Annotated in this window: 23 protein-coding genes; 9 read left to right on the top strand and 14 right to left on the bottom strand. The window is 37.5% G+C overall.

Annotated elements, in window-relative coordinates:
• Positions 1-272: 272 nt before the first annotated feature.
• The gene (locus BN2458_RS00665; protein WP_034328510.1) at positions 273-1,016 is read right to left on the bottom strand and encodes a hypothetical protein; all 744 of its coding nucleotides are present in this window, start codon (positions 1,014-1,016) and stop codon (positions 273-275) included.
• Entirely contained in the window at positions 1,006-1,650 is a 645-nt protein-coding gene (locus BN2458_RS00660; protein WP_034328513.1) for a Crp/Fnr family transcriptional regulator, read from the bottom strand. Before BN2458_RS00660 ends, BN2458_RS00665 begins: the two co-directional genes overlap by 11 nt.
• Positions 1,651-1,750: 100 nt before the next feature.
• Here BN2458_RS00660 and BN2458_RS00655 point away from each other — a divergent pair, with 100 nt between their 5' ends.
• A complete protein-coding gene (locus tag BN2458_RS00655; protein ID WP_034328519.1) occupies positions 1,751-1,960 on the top strand; it encodes a YgaP family membrane protein in 210 nt (69 codons plus the stop codon).
• A gap of 392 nt (positions 1,961-2,352) precedes the next feature.
• Here BN2458_RS00655 and fliY read toward each other — a convergent pair whose 3' ends face one another.
• The 6 genes from fliY to flhF are packed head-to-tail and all read right to left on the bottom strand — an operon-like array spanning position 2,353 to position 7,706.
• The gene (gene fliY / locus BN2458_RS00650) at positions 2,353-3,189 is read right to left on the bottom strand and encodes a flagellar motor switch protein FliY (protein WP_034343760.1); all 837 of its coding nucleotides are present in this window, start codon (positions 3,187-3,189) and stop codon (positions 2,353-2,355) included.
• Positions 3,186-4,247, bottom strand: coding sequence for a flagellar motor switch protein FliM (fliM, locus tag BN2458_RS00645; protein ID WP_034343757.1), 1,062 nt, complete (start codon positions 4,245-4,247; stop codon positions 3,186-3,188). The genes fliY and fliM overlap by 4 nt, the downstream gene beginning before the upstream one ends.
• Complete coding sequence (locus BN2458_RS00640; RefSeq protein ID WP_034328035.1) at positions 4,240-4,947, bottom strand: RNA polymerase sigma factor FliA; 708 nt, start codon at positions 4,945-4,947, stop codon at positions 4,240-4,242. The genes fliM and BN2458_RS00640 overlap by 8 nt, the downstream gene beginning before the upstream one ends.
• A 9-nt stretch (positions 4,948-4,956) precedes the next feature.
• Positions 4,957-5,298, bottom strand: a complete 342-nt coding sequence (locus BN2458_RS00635) for a hypothetical protein (protein WP_034328036.1) — start codon at positions 5,296-5,298, stop codon at positions 4,957-4,959.
• A gap of 21 nt (positions 5,299-5,319) precedes the next feature.
• Entirely contained in the window at positions 5,320-6,192 is an 873-nt protein-coding gene (locus BN2458_RS00630) for a MinD/ParA family protein (protein ID WP_034328037.1), read from the bottom strand.
• 17 nt (positions 6,193-6,209) lie between these two features.
• Positions 6,210-7,706, bottom strand: a complete 1,497-nt coding sequence (flhF, locus tag BN2458_RS00625) for a flagellar biosynthesis protein FlhF (RefSeq protein ID WP_034343805.1) — start codon at positions 7,704-7,706, stop codon at positions 6,210-6,212.
• A 422-nt stretch (positions 7,707-8,128) separates the two neighbouring features.
• Here flhF and rpsB point away from each other — a divergent pair, with 422 nt between their 5' ends.
• The 4 genes from rpsB to BN2458_RS00600 all read left to right on the top strand — a co-directional run bounded on the left by rpsB (position 8,129) and on the right by BN2458_RS00600 (position 11,789).
• Positions 8,129-8,923: a 30S ribosomal protein S2 gene (rpsB, locus tag BN2458_RS00620; RefSeq protein WP_034328040.1), complete on the top strand. Its 795-nt coding sequence runs from the start codon at positions 8,129-8,131 to the stop codon at positions 8,921-8,923.
• A gap of 1 nt (position 8,924) precedes the next feature.
• Positions 8,925-9,992 (top strand): translation elongation factor Ts, encoded by a 1,068-nt coding sequence (tsf, locus tag BN2458_RS00615; protein WP_034328041.1) that lies wholly within the window; start codon positions 8,925-8,927, stop codon positions 9,990-9,992.
• A 19-nt stretch (positions 9,993-10,011) separates the two neighbouring features.
• Positions 10,012-10,704 (top strand): hypothetical protein, encoded by a 693-nt coding sequence (locus BN2458_RS00610; protein ID WP_052082211.1) that lies wholly within the window; start codon positions 10,012-10,014, stop codon positions 10,702-10,704.
• 185 nt (positions 10,705-10,889) lie between these two features.
• Entirely contained in the window at positions 10,890-11,789 is a 900-nt protein-coding gene (locus BN2458_RS00600; protein WP_231944806.1) for a hypothetical protein, read from the top strand.
• A 233-nt stretch (positions 11,790-12,022) separates the two neighbouring features.
• Here the strand turns inward: BN2458_RS00600 and BN2458_RS00595 are convergent, their stop codons facing one another.
• Positions 12,023-13,240 carry a malic enzyme-like NAD(P)-binding protein gene (locus tag BN2458_RS00595; protein ID WP_034328042.1) on the bottom strand — a complete coding sequence of 406 codons (1,218 nt, stop codon included), beginning with the start codon at positions 13,238-13,240 and terminating at the stop codon, positions 12,023-12,025.
• A gap of 310 nt (positions 13,241-13,550) precedes the next feature.
• Positions 13,551-14,861 (bottom strand): metallophosphoesterase, encoded by a 1,311-nt coding sequence (locus BN2458_RS00590; protein ID WP_034328044.1) that lies wholly within the window; start codon positions 14,859-14,861, stop codon positions 13,551-13,553.
• A gap of 171 nt (positions 14,862-15,032) precedes the next feature.
• On the opposite strand from BN2458_RS00590, the gene BN2458_RS00585 reads away from it, so the two are divergent.
• The 4 genes from BN2458_RS00585 to BN2458_RS00570 all read left to right on the top strand — a co-directional run bounded on the left by BN2458_RS00585 (position 15,033) and on the right by BN2458_RS00570 (position 18,322).
• On the top strand, positions 15,033-16,742 hold the full coding sequence (locus tag BN2458_RS00585; protein ID WP_034328050.1) for a cation:proton antiporter domain-containing protein: 1,710 nt from the start codon (positions 15,033-15,035) through the stop codon (positions 16,740-16,742).
• Between the two features lie 70 nt (positions 16,743-16,812).
• Complete coding sequence (locus tag BN2458_RS00580) at positions 16,813-17,049, top strand: hypothetical protein (protein ID WP_034343755.1); 237 nt, start codon at positions 16,813-16,815, stop codon at positions 17,047-17,049.
• A gap of 39 nt (positions 17,050-17,088) precedes the next feature.
• On the top strand, positions 17,089-17,937 hold the full coding sequence (locus BN2458_RS00575) for a Fic family protein (protein ID WP_034343752.1): 849 nt from the start codon (positions 17,089-17,091) through the stop codon (positions 17,935-17,937).
• A gap of 22 nt (positions 17,938-17,959) precedes the next feature.
• Complete coding sequence (locus BN2458_RS00570) at positions 17,960-18,322, top strand: hypothetical protein (RefSeq protein WP_034343749.1); 363 nt, start codon at positions 17,960-17,962, stop codon at positions 18,320-18,322.
• 17 nt (positions 18,323-18,339) lie between these two features.
• Here the strand turns inward: BN2458_RS00570 and BN2458_RS00565 are convergent, their stop codons facing one another.
• The 4 genes from BN2458_RS00565 to gatC form a co-directional block, all read right to left on the bottom strand.
• Entirely contained in the window at positions 18,340-19,470 is a 1,131-nt protein-coding gene (locus BN2458_RS00565) for a hypothetical protein (protein ID WP_052082210.1), read from the bottom strand.
• The gene (locus tag BN2458_RS10675) at positions 19,448-19,642 is read right to left on the bottom strand and encodes a hypothetical protein (protein WP_407081059.1); all 195 of its coding nucleotides are present in this window, start codon (positions 19,640-19,642) and stop codon (positions 19,448-19,450) included. Before BN2458_RS10675 ends, BN2458_RS00565 begins: the two co-directional genes overlap by 23 nt.
• A gap of 1,587 nt (positions 19,643-21,229) precedes the next feature.
• Positions 21,230-21,946 (bottom strand): uracil-DNA glycosylase, encoded by a 717-nt coding sequence (gene ung, locus BN2458_RS00555; RefSeq protein WP_034328102.1) that lies wholly within the window; start codon positions 21,944-21,946, stop codon positions 21,230-21,232.
• Entirely contained in the window at positions 21,943-22,221 is a 279-nt protein-coding gene (gatC, locus tag BN2458_RS00550) for an Asp-tRNA(Asn)/Glu-tRNA(Gln) amidotransferase subunit GatC (RefSeq protein WP_034328104.1), read from the bottom strand. The genes ung and gatC overlap by 4 nt, the downstream gene beginning before the upstream one ends.
• Between the last annotated feature and the right edge of the window lie 10 nt (positions 22,222-22,231).

Raw genomic sequence — 22,231 nt, 5'->3', positions numbered from 1 at the left:
TCTTTATTTTTCTATCTTATAGCAACAAGACAATCAAGATTCTTTGCTATTGAAGAGAGGATTTTCTATTTTGCTCCAAATTCTATAAGGAGCTTGATTATTTCACTATTATTACGATATGTGCGCTCTTGCTCAATGTATTTTTCATTATCCTCAATCGCTTTTTGGAGCGGAGATTGCCCAATTTATATTCAATATCGCAGATAAAAATGCAGCAAGTTTGCTTTTCCAACATAACACATTTGGATTTGCTCCATTTTTTAAAAGATTCCCTACTTTTTTATATCGCCCTCTTGCACGGCATAATAAATACTACAAGGATAAAAAGCACTCTGTAAATACAACCACAGAGCAAATATAGGCGTGATAATCAACAAGCATAATGCGAAAAATCTTTTGATGATGACTTTTTTCTCTCGCTTGTGCAGAGATTGAATTTCTTGCGGAAGTGGCTCATCATTTAAAAGCGGAAAATCCCAATAGATAGACATACCCCGATGAAGCAGGATTGCATCTTTATCCCCTACTAAAGGCACTTTTGCACAAAAATCAAGAAAGGTAAAAAGTGCTGGGAGATTGCCAACCAAAGGCAGATTTTTATTGCAAAATTCATTGATAAGGCTTTGTTGTGAAGATTGCTCACGCCACTCTTGATTCACACTCTGCCTCGTGCTATGCCACACTTGACATCGCATATCCCCTAAAAGCTTAATTTCTAGCTTATGAAAAATATTTTGCCTTTTAAAAGAGATGAGAAAATGTCCATTTCGGGCACGAAAAATAGTAAATTCTTTGAGTTTGGGCAAAAGGAGTTTGCGCGTGCAAAAAGTATAAATACCCTCTAAAATAACACCCAATACACAAAATGCAAGGAATATAAAAGGTGCAAAGGCAAGAGCATAGCCAATAGCAAATCCAATCCCCACAGGCTCAATCATAATTGCAATCATAGCAAAAAGCACAGGTGAGCCCACAGCTAATGCACCACCGATTTTAAGACACCATTTAAAAAACATTTTGTCCCTTTATCTTTAACAGAATAATCTTTTTGTAAGCGCGTTTAATTTCGCCTTTATTTTCCATTTCTTTGAGGATTCGTGAGATGACTTCACGCGAACTCCCTAGATGATTAGCAATTTCTTCGTGGCTTATGAGAATCTCCCCATTATGCGCATTTTCATACAAAAATTCACGGATTCGTTCAACAAGCGGCTTAAATAATGCTTGCTCAAGTGTGGATATGGTTTGGCTTAGTCGCTTAGAAATAAGCGTGAGTGTGAAATTTGAAAGCGTAGGATAAGTATCTTTAAGCCTAGAAAATAACTGATGGGGCACAATAAGCACTTCTGTGTTTTGGCTGCTCTCAAGTAAAATATCATAATGTATAGAATGCAGCGCACAATGCGAGCAAAGAAGACAATAATCATTCTCTTTAAGATTAAAAAGTGTAATTTCTTTAGCATTCTCACCCATAATATAAACGCGTAAAGCCCCTGAAAACACATAAATAAAGCCCAAGCAATTCTCATTTTGATTAATAAGTGTATTTGGCGCAAAACTTTTAAAATATGCTTGTTGGACTATGCTTTCAATATCTTGCTGTGCTAAGCCTAGCGGGGCAAAAATAGCTTTCAGTCGCTCTTTGCTCACTTCACCCTCCTTGCTTTGTCATTAAAATGTGATTTTATCACAGACATCATTATTTTTTTACCCTATACTCCCTCACACATTTTGCAAAAAAGGAGCTTATATGAAAACAACAGAACGAATTATAAGAGTCGTGCTTGCCTTTGTGATTTTTGCTGCTGGATTTTATTTTGAATCTTGGTGGGGACTTGTGGGGCTTATCCCTTTACTCACAGGTGCATTTGGTTTTTGTCCTCTGTATGTATGGACAGGGAGACAGGCTTGTCCACTTGGCGCTTGCCCTATCTCTAAAAAAGACAAAGAGCAAGAATAAAGCACCACGCCCATTTGGGCTTATCCAAATAAAATAAGCCCAAATCATTACAATCCACACACCTTAGGTTTTGCTTCGCTCATTTTTTAGGCGACTTACATTTTAATTTTACTCATCTCATAATAAAGTTAAAGATTAAGCTGCAACAAGAATTGGGGATTCTCAAAACGACAACGATAAAAAAGTTTTTGCAGATGCAGAGGACACATTTAAAAAAACACGAAAGATATCAGGACAAACAAGAATGTATTTTTCAAATAGTGCAGCAAAGAGAAGATGAACTAATCCACTCCTTTAGAAATCAAGCAGACATATTGATTGAATATATGCAAGAAGTGCTTACACCATACTTTTAAGAATCTAAGCCCTCTAGGGAACCAAAAAGCAATAAATTAGCCTCTAAGCTGCTCTAGCCTATCGCGTTTCGTGCCAATATCTGTGATTTGAATCCCAAAGTTCCCATCAACAATCACAACTTCGCCCTTAGCAATTACCTTATCATCAACAAGTATTTCAAGCGGGTCGTTAGCGAGCTGATTAAGCTCTATCACGCTCCCAATATCCATCGCAATGACATCTTTTAAGAGCATTCTCTTTTGCCCGATACGTACCTTGACATTGAGGCGCACATCAAGAATCATATTAATATTTTTAAACTCCACGGGAGAGAGTGCGTGAGCGGGAGCAGTATTCGCAGTCCCTACCGCAACGCCTTGAGGTTGGGCATTTTGCTCAAATAGCCCTGCGAAACTCGCATTAGCCAAAACAACAAAGGTTGCTTGAATAGAATCTAACGAAAAATTGAAAAGATACGCCTTGCTGAATCGAGACAAATCAATCTCGTTTTTTACAAATTCAATATTGGTGCAGCTAAAATTGAGTTTTGGTAATTCTTTTTGCGCATTGAGTGAGGTAGAAACCGCTCCAAAAATATTAGAGCTAATCTCCTTTATCGCATCTAAATCATCATCGCTCATATCATCTTTGCTTTCACCATCTCCGCCAAGCATCATATCAGCAAGAGCTGTCCCCATAGCCACAGGAATTACCATAGCAAGCTCACCGCTCCCATCGCCACTTGCAACAATATAGCTAATTGAATAAGGCACAGGGAGGTTTTCAAGACTCACATCGGTATCGCTGGTATGTGTTACACTAGGCGTTTTACCCATTAATCCTTCTAAAGTAGCTATGGTTTCAGCAACAATCAAATCTATAAAGGCTTTCATTCTCCATCCTCCGAAATATCAGCAATTTTATTTTTACGCTGCGCTTCAAGCATTTCAAGCACTTCTTTGACTTGGTCTTTTTCGGTTTTAATCACTTCTTTAATCTGTAAAGTCTTACGATATCTTTGCAAACCGATTGTGGCGACAAATTTTTCCCTACCATCGACAGATACAATGATAGTATCATCAGCCACGGTATCAAGCCGCACAATATCACCCACTTGTAAATCAAGCACCTCTTTGAGCGTCAGGGTAGCATCTCCCAAATAGCCATTTACTACGACATTCGCACCAGATACGAGTGCCTGAAGCTCTTTGTTACGAGATTTTTTAGAGCTTGTATCACTCAACATTAAATCACGACTTGCCAAACGCGAAAGCACTGTTTCAAGCGAAATAACAGGGTAACAAATACTCATCATACCGCTACTATGCCCAATAATAATCTCCATAACTACCATAATAACAATTTCATTTTGTGCCACGATTTGCACAACATTAGGAGAAGATTCCTTAGCATCAACACTTGGAAAAATCTCTGTGATAGAGCTCCACGCCTCCTTAAGATTTTGCATAATCTGTCGCAAAAGTGTATCAAGCAAGTTAAGCTCAATATCACTAAACTCCCTTGAGCTTTCATAAGGGTCGCCTTTCCCTCCCAAAAGTCTATCAATCATAGGAAAGGCGATACTTGGGTTAATTTCTAAAATCGCCGCACCTTCAAGGGGCTTCATTGAAAAGATATTAAAGCTTGTAGGAGAGGGCAAACTCATTAAAAACTCACCATAAGTCATTTGATCCACACTATGGAGCTGAATCTCCACGATACTTCTCATTACCGCAGAGACTTGCGAAGACAAGCTTCTTGCCATTTTGTCGTGTATAGACTTAAAGGCGCGTAGCTGCTCCTTACTCACACGATTTGGACGCTTAAAGTCATAGAGCGTAACTTGCTTTTGGTGGGCTAAATCCTGCTCATCAATATCGGAGGCATCGCCGTCATCATCGACAACCTCTAAGAGGGCATCAATTTCTTCTTGACTTAATATATCAGCCATTTATATCTCCTAGTCCTTGTCGAATTTTTTTAATCACCTCTTTTGAAATCTGCGAAATACGAGATTCAGTAATATCTAAAATCTCGCTAATTTCTTTGAGGCTTAGCTCCTCAAAATAGTAGAGCTGAATCACCATTTGTTCCCTCTTACTAAGCTTTTTAAGGATATTATGAATAATCTCCATAAGCTCCTCTTTCTGCACATCTTCTACGATATTGCCCTCGCAAATGGCATTGTATTGCTCATCAATAGGCACAAGTGCGTATATATCCGAAGCCACTCGTGCTTCCTTAATCTTTGCTATATCCTCATTTAGAATCTGCGCAAGATATTCATCAGTTGGCTCTTCTTGATGCTCGTTAAAATATTTTGATACTTCATAGTCAATGGATTTTACAAGTTTGCGATTAGAGCGAGAAAGCACATCAAGGCTACGCAAATAATCAAGCATTGCCCCATTTACGCGCGTTTTCGCATATCCCCAAAAAGAATCATTGATGCTACTATCATAACGTCTTGCAAGTTTAATAAGCTCTTCTGTGCCAATAGACACAAGATCTGCCATTTCAATCGAACTAGGCAAACGCTCCTTAAGCCGAAATGCCATTGCCTTAACAGCTGGAAGATACTGCAGAGCAAGCTCATCTTGCGCGTATTTTAGTGTTTGATTATACCCATTGCCTTTGTTTATGCTCTTCACACACTGCTCCTAATGTGAATCTTCATTTTGTTGCACCATTTCCTCGTCATCAGATTCTATACTTCTAATGAAATTGCGAATCTTGGCGGACTCTTTTTCTCGTTTGTCAAATTCAGTGCGATAAAATTCTAAATTATTCTCAAACTTAGACTTTTTTAATTTTGAACGTTCAAAATCCAAAAACCAAAAATAGAGCGACACACTCACCGCCACAATAAGATATACACCCATTGTCGTTATAATCGTCCATAACACCATAATTTCAGGCTCATCAAACTTGCTAATAGAAAAAGCAAGTCCAACAAAAAACCCTGCGACAATGCTAAAACTCATATAATTATCTGGTTTCATATCCTACCTCTACTCTAAGCCCTAAAAATAGCCAAACACACGCCTAAAGAAATCGGCAAAATGCTGCTTTTGAGGTGAAGCAAGCATATTGTGTTCCACATTAGCAAGTAGATTTTTAGCAATAATCTCTATCTGCCCACTTACTGCACTTATAGGTTCTGCCTTAACAAAAAGTTCCCTCTGGCGCACCGCCTTTGCCACGACTTGGCTTTGCTCGATATATCCTAAAAGGCGTAGCTTCAAAGAGGGGATATTTTTTTGCGCGAGGGAAAGGACGCGTTCAAAGACAAGCTGGGATTCTCTAGCATTTTTCACCATATTAAGAATCATAAGTATATCACTATGTATTTTGCTATTTAGCTTAATTGTCGCGTATGCGTCAGTGAGCGCGGAAGGATCTGGCATAGTAACCACTATCACAACATCACTTGCGTTTAAAAAATCCTGCGTAACACCACCAATCCCCGCGCCTGTGTCGATAATCATATAATCAATATCATTTAAAATATCGCTTTCTTGCAAAAATCGCTCAAACACCCCGCTATTAGCATATTTTAGAATCTCCTCACCATTATCACCGGGAATAAGATACAAGCCCTCTTCAATGGTATGAATAATCTCTTGAAAACCCACCTCCCCACGCAATGCGTGAAGGATATTTTTCTGTGTGCGCACACCAAAGATGAGGTCTAAATTTGCCAAACCAATATCCGCATCAAAAACCGCCACTCGCTTTTTTTGCTTCCATAGACAATAGGCAAGATTTGCGCTTATACTTGATTTACCCACTCCGCCCTTACCTGAAGTAACCGCCACAAATCGTGTGGAGCTGAAGTTGCGCTTATCTTGGCTTTTGATTATAGACTGCAGTTCGTATGCTTGATTGTGTATCATTGTGTGCCTTTTTATGGCTATTTTGGTTCTGGTCGCCTAAATCCATCAAGCAGACAATCCACCAAATAGTCATTACTTGCTAAAACTAAATCATTAGGTACTCCCTGCCCGATTGAGAGATAGGAAATGGGTTTTTTTGTCTCATACACGAGTGAGAAAATATTCCCAAAATAACGACTTTCATCAAGTTTGCTAAAAATAAGCGTGTCAATGTCAAGCTCACTAAAAGCATTATAGGTATCGCGCAAATCCTCGTATTTGGTATTTACTGACAAGACTAAATTTATATCAATCTTATAGTCGCTATTGAGATAGGTTTTAAGCGTTTGTAGTTTTTTGTGGTCGTGCTGTGAATGCCCCGCTGTGTCGATAAGGATATAATCACAATGCTTAAGTGAATCTATGGCTTTACCAAACTCCTCAGGCTCTACCACCGTGTCAATGCTTAGCTTCATCATACGCGCATACGCCATCAGCTGATCTACTGCCGCCAAACGATAGGTATCAAGCGTGATCACACCCACACGATAGCGTGCATTAAGCATTAAAGAGTATCGCGCGGCAAGTTTTGCTAAAGTCGTTGTCTTGCCCACACCTGTGGGTCCTACAAGCATTAGAATTTTCTTTGCATTATTTTGTAGATTCTCACCCCGACAATAAATCATCTTACGCAAAACCTCACGAAAATAACGTTTGATTGTCGTAGAATTTGAGCGCATTTTTAGAGGCATAAGCTCCAAAGAAAGCTGCATTATTGTATCCAAATGCTCCCTTTTCATACCACTCGTTTTTGCAATTCTATAAATTTCAGCAAACTCTTGTGGGATATTGAGCCCCTCATTTTTAGGGCTTTTCTCGTCCCACAGCATATTTTGAATAATTTTTAATTTATCATTTAGCTCATTTAGCTCGGCTTTTATGCTTTTAAGTTCCATTTTATCATTGAGGTGCTGCTCTAAGCGCGTTTGTTGCAAATCCTGAATCTTCTCATTAGCACGTTCATCGATACTTTGACTTATCATAGTTGGCGCAAATGCCTTAGCTTGAGATTTTGGCGCAGGAGTGGCACTTGGGAAAGGACGAGTTGCGGGCTGAATCTGTGGATTTTCGGGCATATTGCTTGGAACATTTGCAATTTTTGAAATCTGCTTCACCGCATCAGAAAGCTGGAGCGTTACCTCATCGTAGATTCTAGGCTTTTGGGCTTCTTTGCGCTTTTTTATTTTTTTGTCCGCAATCTCATCAAGCCTTTTTTGCACGCTATTTGGCGCAGACAGCACTTCCTCTTGCTTTGCATCTTGTTGAAAGGTCGCTGGACTAGATTCAATTGGTGTGGCAGGCTGCACATCACCATCAACAGCAATGACAATCTCATACAAACCTGGCTGTGTGAGCGATTTTTTGCGTATCTCTTTATTTTCCACAAGCAAAACATCGCCTCCAAAAGTATCTTGCGCTTTTTTGAGAGCTTGGGCTGGGGTATCTCCCATAAAAGTATGCAGTTTTTTTGCCATTGTATCCGCCTCTTTAAAAATGTGAAATAATAAAACAAGAGGCATATTGTAGCTTTTTAGGGCTTAAGTTTTATTATATTTGTGAGAGCTTAAACAAATAAAGCACTAAAGATTCTATTAAGAAACATAAAAATGATAAGTGATTTTTGAGTAGGCAAGATTCCATTTTGTTTGGCAGTTTTTATGAGTAGGTGCGAAGACTTCAGCAAATTTCACGCATAAGCAAAACTTTAGTAAAGAAAAGATACAATCGCACCCTTTGTTTGCAAAATGCTCCAAACCCTTGTTGGCTCAAGGATTTGAGCATTTATCATTCAAATTCACACATACCAATCCTTTTTAGGTTGCAAACCCCTGAAATTACTTAGTCTGGGGTTGTTAATGGGTATGGAGGATAAACCACATAACTACAAGGAGACACTATGGCAACAATGAAAGACCTACTCGAGTGCGGTGTGCATTTTGGGCATCAAACGCGCCGCTGGAATCCAAAAATGCAAAGATTCATTTTTGGCGTGAGAAAGAATATCCACATTATTGACTTGCAAAAGACTTTGCGATACTTCCGCTTCACTTATAATATCGTTAAAGAAGCCGCGAGTGAAGGCAAAGTAATTATGTTTGTAGGCACAAAAAAACAAGCGAGTGAAACACTCAAACAATACGCAGAATCTGTGAATGCACCCTATGTCAATTATCGTTGGCTAGGCGGAATGCTCACAAACTTCAGCACAATTAAAAAATCTGTGCGTAAGCTTGAAATCATCGAAGAAATGGAAAATAGCGGACAAATTGACTTGCTGACTAAAAAAGAAAAGCTAATGTTGCAGCGCAAAAAAGAAAAGCTCAATAAATATCTCGGTGGTGTGCGCCATATGAAAAAAGCCCCTGATATGGTGTTTGTGATTGACACAGTGAAAGAAAAAATCGCAGTAGCCGAAGCACGAAGACTTGGTATTCCCGTAGTCGCACCGCTTGATACGAACTGCGACCCTGATATGGTGGATTATCCAATTCCGGGAAATGATGATGCTATCCGCTCTATTCAACTTTTCTGTAAGGAGATTAGTGAGGCAATTTTAGAGGGACGATCTGAAAATAAAGATGAGCAGAATGAGCAAGGAGAGCAAATTGCTCCAGTCACTAATGAAGAAAAGCAAGAGATTCTTGATGAAGTAACTGCTGAAGTTGCTACACAAATGCAAGAGGAGGCATAATATGGCAGATATTCCAGCACAGCTTGTGAAACAACTCCGCGAAATGACAGACGCAGGTATGATGGACTGCAAAAAGGCACTTGTAGAAACCAATGGCGATATTGATAAAGCGGTAGAATATCTCCGTGAAAAAGGCTTAAGCAAAGCTGCTAAAAAGGCTGATAGAGTAGCAAGCGAAGGTATTGTGAGTGTAGAGGTAGCAAGTGATTTTAGCAAGGCAAGTATTATTGAAATCAACTCCGAGACAGACTTTGTAGCTAAAAACGATACCTTTAAAGAGCTTGTGGCAAATACCGCAAAAATCGTTTATGAAAACTCTCTCTCTTGCACCCGAGAGCTTCACTCGATGAATGTTGGTAACACGAAGTTTGAGGAATATTTGCAACAAAACATTGCAAAAATTGGTGAAAACATCGTTGTGCGCCGCATTGCGAGTATAGAATCAAAGGGCAACGGCATCGTTAATGGTTATGTGCATTCAAATGGACGCGTAGGTGTGCTTATCGCAATGAAATATAGCAAAGAATCTTCAAAGGCTGCTTGTGTAGAACTTGCGAAAAATATCTGTATGCACGCAGCAGCGATGAAACCTCAAGTTTTAAGCTATACAGAGCTTGATAATGACTTTATCCAAAAAGAAAAGGTTGCTATCATTGCCGAATTGCAGAAAGAAAATGAGGAGCTTAAAAGGCTTGGCAAACCTCTTCATAAGATTCCACAATACATCAGCCGCAACGAACTTAGCGAATCTGTGCTTAAAGCGCAAGAGCAAAAATTACGAGAGGACTTGAAAGCTCAAGGGAAACCAGAGCAGATTTGGGATAAGATTCTACCCGGACAAATGGAGCGATTTGTCGCTGATAGCACATTGCTCGACCAAAGAATGACACTTTTGGGGCAATTTTATGTAATGGACGATAAGAAAACAATTGCTCAAGTTTTAGAATCTAAGGGCAAAGAACTCAGCGATGAAATAGAGATTGTCGAGTATATCCGCTTTGAATTAGGCGAGGGTATTGAGAAAAAAGTAGAGGATTTTGCCGCAGAAGTTGCTGCACAAATGCAATAGTAGATTAAGCATAAGTTATATGTTACGATTTGGTTTAGGTATTTTGTTTGTAGTAAATGCCTATGGATATAGCTTTTGGGATTTTGCTTCTGATGAGAGGATTACTTATTCTAAGACTTTTTATTATGATAAAGAGCTGGGAGAACAACCAACATTTGGCGGAGATATATCGCATTTTAGCATAATAATGAATGTGCTTGGCACTGAATATGGGTTTGTATTCAATGAATCTCCCCTTGCTCATAACAGCTTAGAGCAACTCTCACAAAAGCATATTGCCTTTGACTTTGGCACACTTTCTTTTGGTGGTGTTGGGCAAAGATTTCCTCAATTTTTTGGAGCAAAATTTCGCTATGAATATGGCTTTAATGAGCAAACTTCTCATCGGTTTGGGGTTGAGGGTTATTGGCATCCTACATTTTTTAATATTCGTGGGTGGCAGATTCTGAGTTTATATGTAGGTGGTGGATATAGGGATAGTGCGATAAATGGAGCGTATTTTGATAAGGGTATTTTGATTTTGCCAAGCTCACCGATATATCTTGCACTCACACATCGCACAGATTACACTTCGCATTACCCATCTCAAGATAGTCTTATGCTCTCTATTCGTATGCCTATATATGTTTGGGGTGCGCCTCTAGTTATACCTTTTGGGGTTGTTATGGGAGGGCTCATAACAAATGCTAAAGTTAAAGGGGTTAATTTTTAATTTATTTAGATTGTATGCGATAGTTTTTAATCTGTGCGCTTAATAAAGAGAGACAGGATTCTACATTATTTTTTGTAAGCAGCATACCAAAATCGGCGGGAACATCGTTGTGCGCCGCATTGCGAGTATAGAATCAAAGGGCAAAGAACTCGGCGATAAAATAGAAATTATCGAGTATATCCGCTTTGAATACAGAAACCGCAATTTCTAAATTTAGTGAGATTCAAACTAATTATAGTGTCAATACAGATAACACTATCCTTCACCAAGTAGGAGACACTTCAATTACTGCTAAGGGAGATTGTGTTATTATTAAAGCTGGTGGAATAGAAGTAGTCATAGATTCTAAAGGATTATTAGTTAAAGGTGGGGAGATTAAGTCGGAGCGAGAAAGCAAATGGAGAGAGAAGCAAAAAGGAAATAAGGGAATGAAAGTTTTAGGCTTGTTGCTATGTGGTATTGTATGTTATGCTTGGGGCATATCAAACAATCAGGGTATGCAAAGCACAAAATCTGTAACACAAACTATTCAGTCATTAGATTCTGTATTAGAAAATCTTATCAATGTAGCTAAACTTGATTCCCTAAATAGTTTGACACAAGAGGAATGCAAAAAGCTACAACACGCATATAGCACAAACCTACAAGATTCACAAAATGACAATGAGGCTTATCGTGAAGAGCAGAGTTGTTATTATGCAGCAATACATAGTCTTAGGACTAAGGTTGCAGAGCTTATAACAAAAAAACATATAAACACTGATATACATTCACTAGATTCTATTCTGCATTATAAAATCATTGCTTTTTTAAGCACCGAAAATATACAAGCCTTGCATAATGTGCTAGGCTTTGAAGTGGCTTACTACTTGCAAGATGTTATCAATGTATGTCATCGCCTTGATGGTTTGGAGTTTGAAGCTACTTGCAATCTTTATATGCAAATTTTTGACGATTTGGCACGATATACAGCACAAGAACACAAACTCACACAAAAGCAAATGCAAGATTACTATGATACCTTTGAAATACGCACACAAAATGCCCTTAATCTTTTAGAACAAGAATTACCAAATTTGCCATAGAACAAGGAGTAAGATGTTACTAGCAGATAATTTTAAAAATGTTATTGTAAGGCATAGATATAAATTCTTTACCTTATGATTTGCAAAAGCAATTTGATACGAACAATACTCTTGTTTGCTCCTCTTTAATAGATTCTACTTTTATAAAAGAACTCATTGCCTTAGAATCTATGCAGTAAAACTTTATGCCCTCGCTTTAGTGCATAAAGCCTTTTAAGATAAAACTACCCTTGCTACACCCTCGCCACGCCACTTTTTATCGCCGCCTCTGCAACTGCATTTGAGACGACATCAATCAGTCGCTCATCAAATGCCGAAGGGATAATATACTCCTTGCCAAAGCTTACCTTATGCTGCAAAAGCTGTTCTAGCTTGTCAGTAATTGGCTCACGCGCAAGCTCGGCTATCGCCTTTGCCGCAGCAAACTTCATCTCTTCATTAATCTTACTCGCACGCACCCTAAGCGCACCTTTAAAGATATAAGGAAATCCAAGCACATTATTCACTTGATTTGGGAAGTCGCTTCGTCCTGTGGCTACTATCGCATCGGGTCGCGCCTTTTTAGCGACATCTGGCATAATCTCTGGTGTTGGATTGCTTAGAGCAAAAATAAGAGGAGATTCGTTCATTCCCTTAATATCATCTCCTGTAAGCAAATCACCCTTTGATAGCCCAAGCAACACATCTGCACCATTGAGCGCGTCTTTTATAGAGTGATACTTCTCCTTGCATACAAACGCCTTTTTCAACTCATTTAAATCCGTCCTATCCGCACTAATCGCCCCTTTAGAATCAAACATCACAAGATTTTTTACACCAAGTGCAAGATACATCTTCGCACACGCCATAGCCGCCGCTCCCGCACCACACACGACTACCTTAATATCTTTTGCCTCCTTGCCCACAAGATGTAAGGCATTCATAATTGCTGCAGTAGAAATAATCGCTGTGCCGTGCTGGTCATCGTGCATTACCGGTATATCAAGCTCCTCGATAAGTCGCCTTTCAATCTCAAAGCATTCTGGAGCCTTAATATCCTCCAAATTAATGCCCCCAAAAGTCGGTGCAATCGCCTTAACAACAGCAACAAACTTATCCACATCTTTCTCATTAACTTCAATATCAAAAGCATCGACATCGGCAAAAGTCTTAAACAAAATCGCCTTGCCCTCCATTACCGGCTTACTCGCCATTGCGCCAATATCGCCAAGTCCAAGCACAGCTGTGCCATTGCTAATAACCGCCACAAGATTACTTTTAGAAGTGTAGTCATATGCGCTTAAAGGATTAGCTTCAATCTGTTTGCAAGGCACAGCCACGCCAGGAGTGTAAGCCAAGCCTAATTCATTAATGGAACGCAATCGTTTGCGAGGGACAATCCCCACCTTGCCACCAATATGATACTTGAGGGCTTCTGGATAGGCAGCTTTGAGACTTTCTAAACTTATCATCATTTCTCCTTAAAATGCTTATGTGCTACATAATTTTGCAGGGCGACAAATAAAAAAGAATTTTTAGCACTTTTTTACAAACAAAACACAATTTATGAAAAACTTTTGATAAATCGTGTAAATCCCTATTTTAAGCTTTCAAAGCCTCTTTAAAGTTAAAATTTTTCATTACTTTTGTGGCTCAATGCCTTAGAATCTTTAGACACAAAGATTCTAGATTCTCATAAAAATGCGTTCGTTTTGACAAATCCTAGAATCAAACAAATATTTAAGGCTTTTAGATTTGGCAATAGAATCTGTTTGCCAAATCCTATACGCCCTCTAATTCTAAAAGCACGATTTCATTCTGTGCCAGAAAGCGCACTGCGGGACCCCAAAAACCAACGCCACTGCTTACATAAAGCTGTGTTGGCAAATTTTTTGGCATTTTTGAAGGCACATTATATAACCCGTGTATGTATTTTTGATCGAGCCATACGAAAAATGAGAGTGGAAAGACCTGCCCGGCGTGTGTATGTCCGCATAAAACCAAATCAAACTCGCTTACATCATTTGAGCGCACAAATTTAGGCTGATGCGCGAGAAGCACACTCGGCTTAAGTAGATTCAAATCCTTTTTGGCAGATTCTATATCTGGTGGCAAATAGTTAAAACGCAATCCCGCCAAATCACTCACCCCTGCGAGATTGAGTTCATCTAGCTCGATATGTGTATTATGCAAAATACGCACATTGAGCGTTTTAAGATGAGCAAGAATAGGGTCTAATCCGTGATAATACTCGTGATTTCCCGCGACATAATACACACCTTGCCGACTTTTGAGTTCTCGCAATGGCTCTAAATCATCTTTAATTTTATGAATCTTATCATCGACCAAATCACCCACAATGACGACAAAATCAGCATCAAGGGCATTAATCCTCTCTACAACTTTTGCTAGAAATGCACCCTTCAAAGTTTTACCAATATGCACATCAGTAATCATCGCCACACGCAAAGCCCTTTTGAGCTTAGGGAGGCGCACAGATACGCGTTTCACAGGTGGCACACTTAGGGCACTGACAAAGCCTATTATGCTAAAACACACAAACAAAATACCCACCATTACATCAACAATGATGTGCAAAAATGCACGGCGAGGGGCAGAAATAGGTTGAGAACACATAGATGGATATGGCGCGGGGCAAGGAGATTCTATAATGGGAGATGTGCTAAGAGATGATAAAAATTGTGAAGATTCATAAGATAATCTCTCTTGCGCCTTAGAAATTTTAGAATCTGCTGTGTTTAAAGGCGTGCTTTGCAAACTTTGCGCGCTAGATTCCAAAACTTCCACCCGTCTCTTTTTCGCGACAATTTTCCGCGCAAGATTAAAACAGAATCTTGCAATATCCACACATACACACGCGATAAAAAGTGTATAATCAAGCACTACACAAGAACCAACAAGAAAGTATTGCCAAGGCAAAACCTCCCCTATTGCCAAAACAATGAGAAAACCAAGTGAAATATACCTATGAATAAATCTATTGTGCCGTAAAAAGCGCAGATACACATAGCATTTCATCGCGCTTAGGACTAAAAATATAATACCCACAAATATGTAAACACCGCCTTCCATTACTTTAACCTTACTATAAATACACACAAATTTGACATATCTTAAGCATCTTTGAGATAGAATATGAACTTTTTTTGCAATATGCAATATTATACCAAATAGAATCTGTCACTTTATTTTTATGTGAGGTGTACTATCGACCCGTATTTGATTATTTTATGTGTGTTGGGAATGGCTGTCGTATTTGGAGTAATCCTCAATCGATTGAAGATTCCAACAATAATTGGTTATATCATCACAGGTGTGCTAACGACATATATTTTTGGCTTTCGGCTTGAAGATTCAGAGAGCATAAACGACATAGCTGAACTTGGCATTGTATTTTTGATGTTTATGATTGGGCTAGATTTTAGCTTCAAAACCCTTAGTGCGATGAAACAAGATGTGCTCGTGTTTGGTGGGCTACAAATCGGGCTTTCTGTGGCGTTTTTCTTTGTGGCGTTCTATTTTTTCTTAGGATTCAATTTTGATACCTCTATTATCGTAGCAAGTGCGGTAAGCCTCTCCTCAACTGCCATTGTGCTAAAATTCCTCAACGAAAGCAATCAAGCGAAAACGCCCTATGGCAAGGCGGCAGTAGGGATTCTTATCTTTCAAGACATTGCGGTTATCCCTATTTTGCTTATGATTAAGCTTTTGAGCGACAAAGATTCCAATCTATGGGTGCTTATTCTCACAACCCTCTTTTCCGCGCTCATTCTCTTAGCCGTGCTCGTGCTACCGGGGCGATTTATTGCAAAAATAGCCTTGCGCTTTTCTGCCACTATGAAAACTGATGAAATTTTTGTGGGAGCAGTGTTTCTTGTTGTGCTAGGTTCAGCGTATATAAGTAAAGTCTTTGGCTTTTCACTCACGCTTGGCGCGTTTTTGGCTGGTATGATTATATCAAATACCCCATATAAATACCAAGTCGCCTCTGTCCTTGTGCATTTCCGCGACATACTCCTTGGCGTATTTTTTATCACCGTGGGAATGCAAGTGGATATTATATTTTTGCTTAAACATTTTATCGTGGTGATTTTGCTTGTGGCTTTGATGATGGGCGCAAAAACACTCCTTATGTATTTGTTTTTATTCTTTTTTCAAGGGCAGAGAATTGGTATGCGTATAGCATTGTCTCTCGCGCAAATCGGGGAATTTTCTTTTGCTATTTTCCTCCTTGCAAGTCAATATAAGATTTTAAATCTCACCCTTGATGGTGGGATTTTGAAACTCATTTTTGGCGAAGCATTTTTTGCCGCAATTACACCTGAAGAAATTTATCAATTCCTCACGCTAATGGTAATTTTCTCTATGATTGCCACGCCTTTTATACTTGATAGATTAGATAAAGTAACAGACTTTTTCTTGCGCTATATGCGCCCTTTGAATCTATTCCGCAAAAATAAACAAACTCACAAAAATGAGCAAACACACGAAACCAAAGAGGAAGGAGAGGAGCTTGAGGGGCATATCATTGTATGTGGATATGGTGAGCTTGGCGTCAAGATTTTAGAATATTTCAAAGGGTGCGAGGTAAGCTATATCGCTGTGGATAAAAATCACGCCAAAGTCGAAAAGGGTATAAAAAAAGACGAGCATATTATATATGGCGATGTAACACATAGAAGTATGCTTGAATTTTTAGGCATAAAAAAATGTGCGGCAGTGATTATTGCCATAGATTCGATTGAGGTGGTGCAGCACCTCTACCATAACATTATATCTATCGCGCCTATGTGTAAAGTCATACTCAAAACAAAGAGTAGCGCCATTGAATCCCAAATGAAAGCTAATGGCGTATATGGCGTAGTGCATGAACGCCGTGAGCTTGCAAAGACATTAAGCGACTTAGCCATTCAAGCAGTCAATGAGCAAAAAGCAATAACTCACGAGGATTAGGCAAGTAGAATTGAGACATAAAAGCTTTTAGATGTACGATTATAAATGGCATAGATTCTAAAGAGTAAAATTGTTTGTGCTTTTGCATAAAGAGCTACAAGACTTATGTAACGCAATTAAAGAAGCACAGCAAAGCTATGAGCATTTGTATTTACTTCAATCTATTCTTTATGATAGAATCTCATACAAAAGAGCTATTAGTGAGGGCTTAGGTATTAATGAATATAATGATACAAAAGCCCAAATAGAGTTTTTAAATATCAAAGACGAGATATTACAAGTAGCCTCAAGCACAGAGATAGCCTAAGGTATAAGTTTTGCAATTTTATAACTTTAAGGATAAATGATGATTGAATACAATCCTGAATTTTTGGAGAAAACAAGCTTCTTAGGCAAAGCCCAAAGTGATAATTTACGCGCCATATGTGCAGACATAGACTTAAACGAGATTATTGCAAATATAGAGAACCGCAAATCTATCGCCCATAAACTATGCTTTGATTTTATATACACTTCTGCTATTATCGAGGGCAACACCTATACAAGAGGAGAGGCGGAGACATTATTTGAAACGCGCCTCCCAATAAGCTCAAAGAGTGTAGATGATGCAAATATGCTACTCAACATCAAATACGCCCTTGATTATATTTTGCAAGAAAAGCCTACGATTACAAAGCATAGCATAAGAGAAATACATCAAATCCTATCTCAAGGATTATTACCAAAAAAGGCGCAAGGTGGGGTGAGAGAGTTAGCTGTAACAATAGGCAATAGTGAGTATGTGCCATTAAGCAATCCATTAGAGCTAGAGTTGCAAATGGAGCGTATGATTTCTTATTACCAAAAGATAGATAATCCCTTTAATAAGGCTATTTATATCCATAATAATACGGCTTACTTGCAGTATTTCCAAGACTGCAATAAAAGATTAGCAAGGATTTTACAGAATCTAAGCCTTATAAATGACAATATGCCTTTTCTTTCTCTCAATGCTTCAAGGGCGCAAACAGAGATAAAAGCACAATATAAAGACGCTATGATTGCCTATTATGAAAGTGGCGATAGTAAGCCTTATGTTAGCTTTTTTGTAAGTGAATATACTAAGACCTTACAAGCTATAAAGCAGATAAGCACACCTCTCATACACAAAAACACCAACACATCACCAAAGCCCACAAAAAGCAAAAGGCGATAGATAATTTCATAAAGGCATATTAATGAAATACAATGTAAAAAATAAACTTGCACAAATAAATAGCTTAGAATCAAGCACAAAGGCAAAAGACTTTGTAGAATCTGCTTCAAATGTCAATCTTACTCACGCACAAGAGCTTACCCTACAAAAGAATCACAATGTCAAACCAAAGGATAAAAAATATTACACATTTTATCTTAGTCAATCGCTTTTACAAGAAGTAGAGACATTTTTAAATGAATTTGGCGTAAGAGGTGAAACAAAAGGCTCACTCATTGAGGATTCTTTAAGATTTTATCTATCCTACAAACAAGAGCTTTTAGCCAAAGAGCTAGAAGATAAACTTAAGAAACTAAAAAATAAATCCAGCACTCAAAAGTCTTAAAATCTCCTTGCATAGCTTTATCTTTTCTTTTTAGATTCTATTGTCAATTTTGCTTTAGTTTCTATTGCAGATTCTAATATCACAAGTTTATGTGATTGTGCTTTAGTAGTATAAGAATCTCTATTATCTTGTATAGCTTTATGTGCGAGATTGAGAGTAGTTACAATAGATTTGCTAAATTGTGATTGTTGCGTATTTGGAATAGGATTTAAAGCAATATTATGCTTGTGTAAAGTCCTTTCACACACTTGTTGTTCTTTTAAAAGAAAGCTACATTTTTTATGCAGATAGGCTATACGCTTTATATCTTTATGTTCAATCGCTAAAGACTGCTCTAAATCCTCTTTTGTAAGGGCTAAATGTGCATTAATATCTATCATTCTTTGCTTTATGGCTTGGAGTAAGCTTTGCGCGTTACATTCAAGAGCATCTATGCACTCTTTCTTCTTAGATTCTAAGGCATTGTTTTGTGGAAAAGTAAGTGTAGAGACAATATGCTTATAATGCAAGAGATGTGATAGCTTTTTGCTTAAAGCAAAGGCATTGCTTTTATGATTGTAGTTTGTAGCTTCTGCAATAATTCCACTGCTCATTTTCTCTATATTTTCTCCTAGAGTATGTTCAAATTGTGCTATATCTCTTTTAAAGTGTTTGAGTGTATCTATCACATCAAGAGGCAAGTATCGCTCATATGACTTAAACGAACTAAGAATAGACTTCTTTTTGTTAAGCAAAGTAAAATGATGTGAAAAGCTTTTATAAGTATCCTCCCAATCTAAAAATCTTTTCATATGTTCCCTTAAAACATTAGCTTTGCGCTCATTTTTATTCATTTGATTTTTTGCGTGAGAAAGTTCATCAAAGAGGAGTAATCTTTTTTCTTTAAGTTGAGTAGGATTAATGCCTTTAGATTCTAGCTCTTTAATCTTTTTTTCTACATTCTTTAAATGTCTTGAAGTTTGCCACATTTCTTGCTTTAAGATTTCATTAGCAGAATAAAGAGATTTGATTTTAGCATTAAGGCTATTAATAGCTTTTTTATAAGTAGCAAAGAATCTTACATCTTGCTCTATACTATCATCTTTATTAGCATTACTTGTGTTAAATTTATCTAAGTTTTCAAGTTTAGCATCTAAATGTTGGCGCAAAAAAATCTCTATTTACCTTGACATCGTTGCTATAATCTAACTTTCCATTTGAAAGAACAAACAAGTTTTGTTTAAAATCCTCACGCAAACTATCATAAAATGCTGCACATTCTTGCTTAGAGTTGAAGTGAAGTTTTTTCTTTGAAAAGATGTTTGTCTTATTAATGATGATATGAATATGTGGCTTGTTTTGATGAGCGTGAGGGACAAGAATATATTTATACTCTGCAAAGTATTTTGAGCAGATTGTAAGAGTATTTCCATAATGGTAGGAGAGTGTATTTCATTGAGAGAAAAGACTAAATGCAAGGCTTCATTTGTGTTTTTGTTTGATGAAAAATCTTTTTGCCAATCTTTTAGAATCTCATATACTCCTACAAAGTTACCAAGATAATCAATCGCACATTTTTTATGCTGTGATAAAAGCTCTGTATGAAAGTCCATATCATCAAAAATATTCATAGATTCTTGATAGCTCTTTTCAATGGTATAACTTAGAGCATTATGCAAGTGTGTTCTTTTCATATTGCCAATATTTTTGATGATAATCTTATTTCTATGATGAGTGTGAGAAGTAGAAGAATGACTACTAGATTGAGTGAAATAATTTATAAAAGCATTATGCACTTTAGCTTGATAAACTTCAGGAGTTTTTCTGGCTTTTTTAAAAGAAATATATTCAAAAAGTTTTTCACCTTCTTTTATCTTTTCTAAAGGCACATCAATAACAATATCATTCATAAAAAAATCCTTTGGTTCTAACCAAAGAAAACTACAAAAATACAAAACTTCACTCAAAGGATTCTAGCAAAATTTTATAAAGACTTTTGACTTTTTTTCTGCAAAAAATCATAAAAAAATATCCCTTAAATATGCTTCAAAAATAAGAAAAAATGCAAATGTGCAGGATAACCCTTTTTATGTGCATAAAAAGATAAAGAATGCCTTATGCAAGGGGCTTTGAGATAGGTAAAATGCCAAAAAGTCATTTTTTGCAAGAATTTGAGCTTAAATTTTTGCAAAAATGATAAAAAAGTAATCACATATCATAGAACAAAATCATCTCTTAACTTCATAGCAAAATTTATAAACTTAAAGTGCAAAAAGAATCTATAATTTCATATCAACTTTGCTTCAAATTCAATACAAAATCATAGACTAACAATTTCACTTAAATTGAATACAACTTTGCCACAAACTTAAGAGCATTTCAAGCTTCATACTTCAATACAAAATTAAAGAAACTTCATATCAAAATTTTTCTTAAATCTTATGCCACTTTGGCACATACTTAAAAGCATTATAAATTTTATACTTCAAGGCAAAAAGTTTTTTTAAGCTTTATAAAATATTCTAGCTGAAATATAATAACACAGATTCTATTACAAATAAAATTACTATAAAGAGAATCTTATATTACCTTTTCCCTTATATTAGAATCTAATATGTGTGGAAATTAATTTCCAAAGTTTTAAAAAAGCTCTAAGCAAAAGCAATGAATAGAGAAATGATAGACAAAGACTAGAGACAAGATAAAATGTTTTTAAGGGATAAAAAAGAAAAGTGTGTGAGAGTGTGTTTAATGATTTTTTAAGGTTAATGCGTGTAGATTCCCAAAATATTTTTACTCCCATTCCTTTAAAAAAGCTTTAGAATCTGATTTTACATAAAGTGCAAATTCTAACGATAATAAAAACTTTAGAATCTGTCTTATTTGTGGCAAAAGCACGATTTATTGGTGGCATAATTTTAGAGATTTTTAGTTTCTATCCAAAGCCTCCCACGCAATAGGCTCTTTTGCGTGTGCCAAGAGATACTCATTTGCCTCTACAAATACATTGCTCCCCACAAAACCCTGCGCAAGAGGGCTTGGGTGCGGTGCAGTGATGATTTTGTGCTTCGTGTTGTCAATGAATACTGCCTTTTTCTTTGCATAATTTCCCCACAACATAAATACCAAATGTTCCTTATGTGCGGATAATGCTTTAATCACGCCATCGGTAAAAATCTCCCAGCCAAAATACTTATGTGAAGCGGGTGCATTTGCCCTAACCGATAAAATGCTATTAAGGAGTAAAACACCTTGTTTCGCCCAGCCGCTCAAATCCCCGTGTGTGGGTGGTGTAATATGAAGACTAAGGGCTAATTCCTTGTAAATATTTTGTAATGAGGGCGGGATTCTCACACCACAAGGCACACTAAAGCTTAAGCCCATAGCTTGAGGCATGAGGATTCCATTTATCATCTCACTGCCGTGATATGGGTCTTGCCCGAGTATGACGACTTTAAGCGCATCTAAGGGTGTTAAAGCAAAGGCAGCAAAGAGTTGTGAGGGTTTAGGATACACGACCTCACCCTTTTGTAGAGCCTCCATATAATGCGCCTTTATCTGCGCGAAATATGGACTTAGAAACTCATCTTTAAGGAGTTCTTTCCAATCATTTGGTATTTTTATCTTATCAAGCGAAATTATCATTCGATGATTTTAGGCACAATAAAAAAGTTATCTTGCGCCTTTGGTGCGTGAGATAAGACATCTTTAGCGATTTGTGAATCCTTTGGAATATCTTCTCTTAAGGGCGTTTTTAACTCTTCACTAAAGCAATCCTGTGGAACTTCTATTGCACTTAGATTCTCTACAAAGCCCACAATTTCTGTGAGCTGCTCCTGCGTCTGTGTGCGTTTCTTATCATCAATGCGAATCATAGAAAGTCGCTCAAGCTTACTTAAAAGAGCATCATCAATTTGCATATTCTCTCCT

Origin of the sequence: Helicobacter typhlonius (genome assembly GCF_001460635.1) — a bacterium.
Classification (GTDB): domain Bacteria; phylum Campylobacterota; class Campylobacteria; order Campylobacterales; family Helicobacteraceae; genus Helicobacter_C; species Helicobacter_C typhlonius.
Note: the sequence above shows the minus strand (reverse complement) of the source record. Positions and strands in the feature narration are given on the sequence as shown.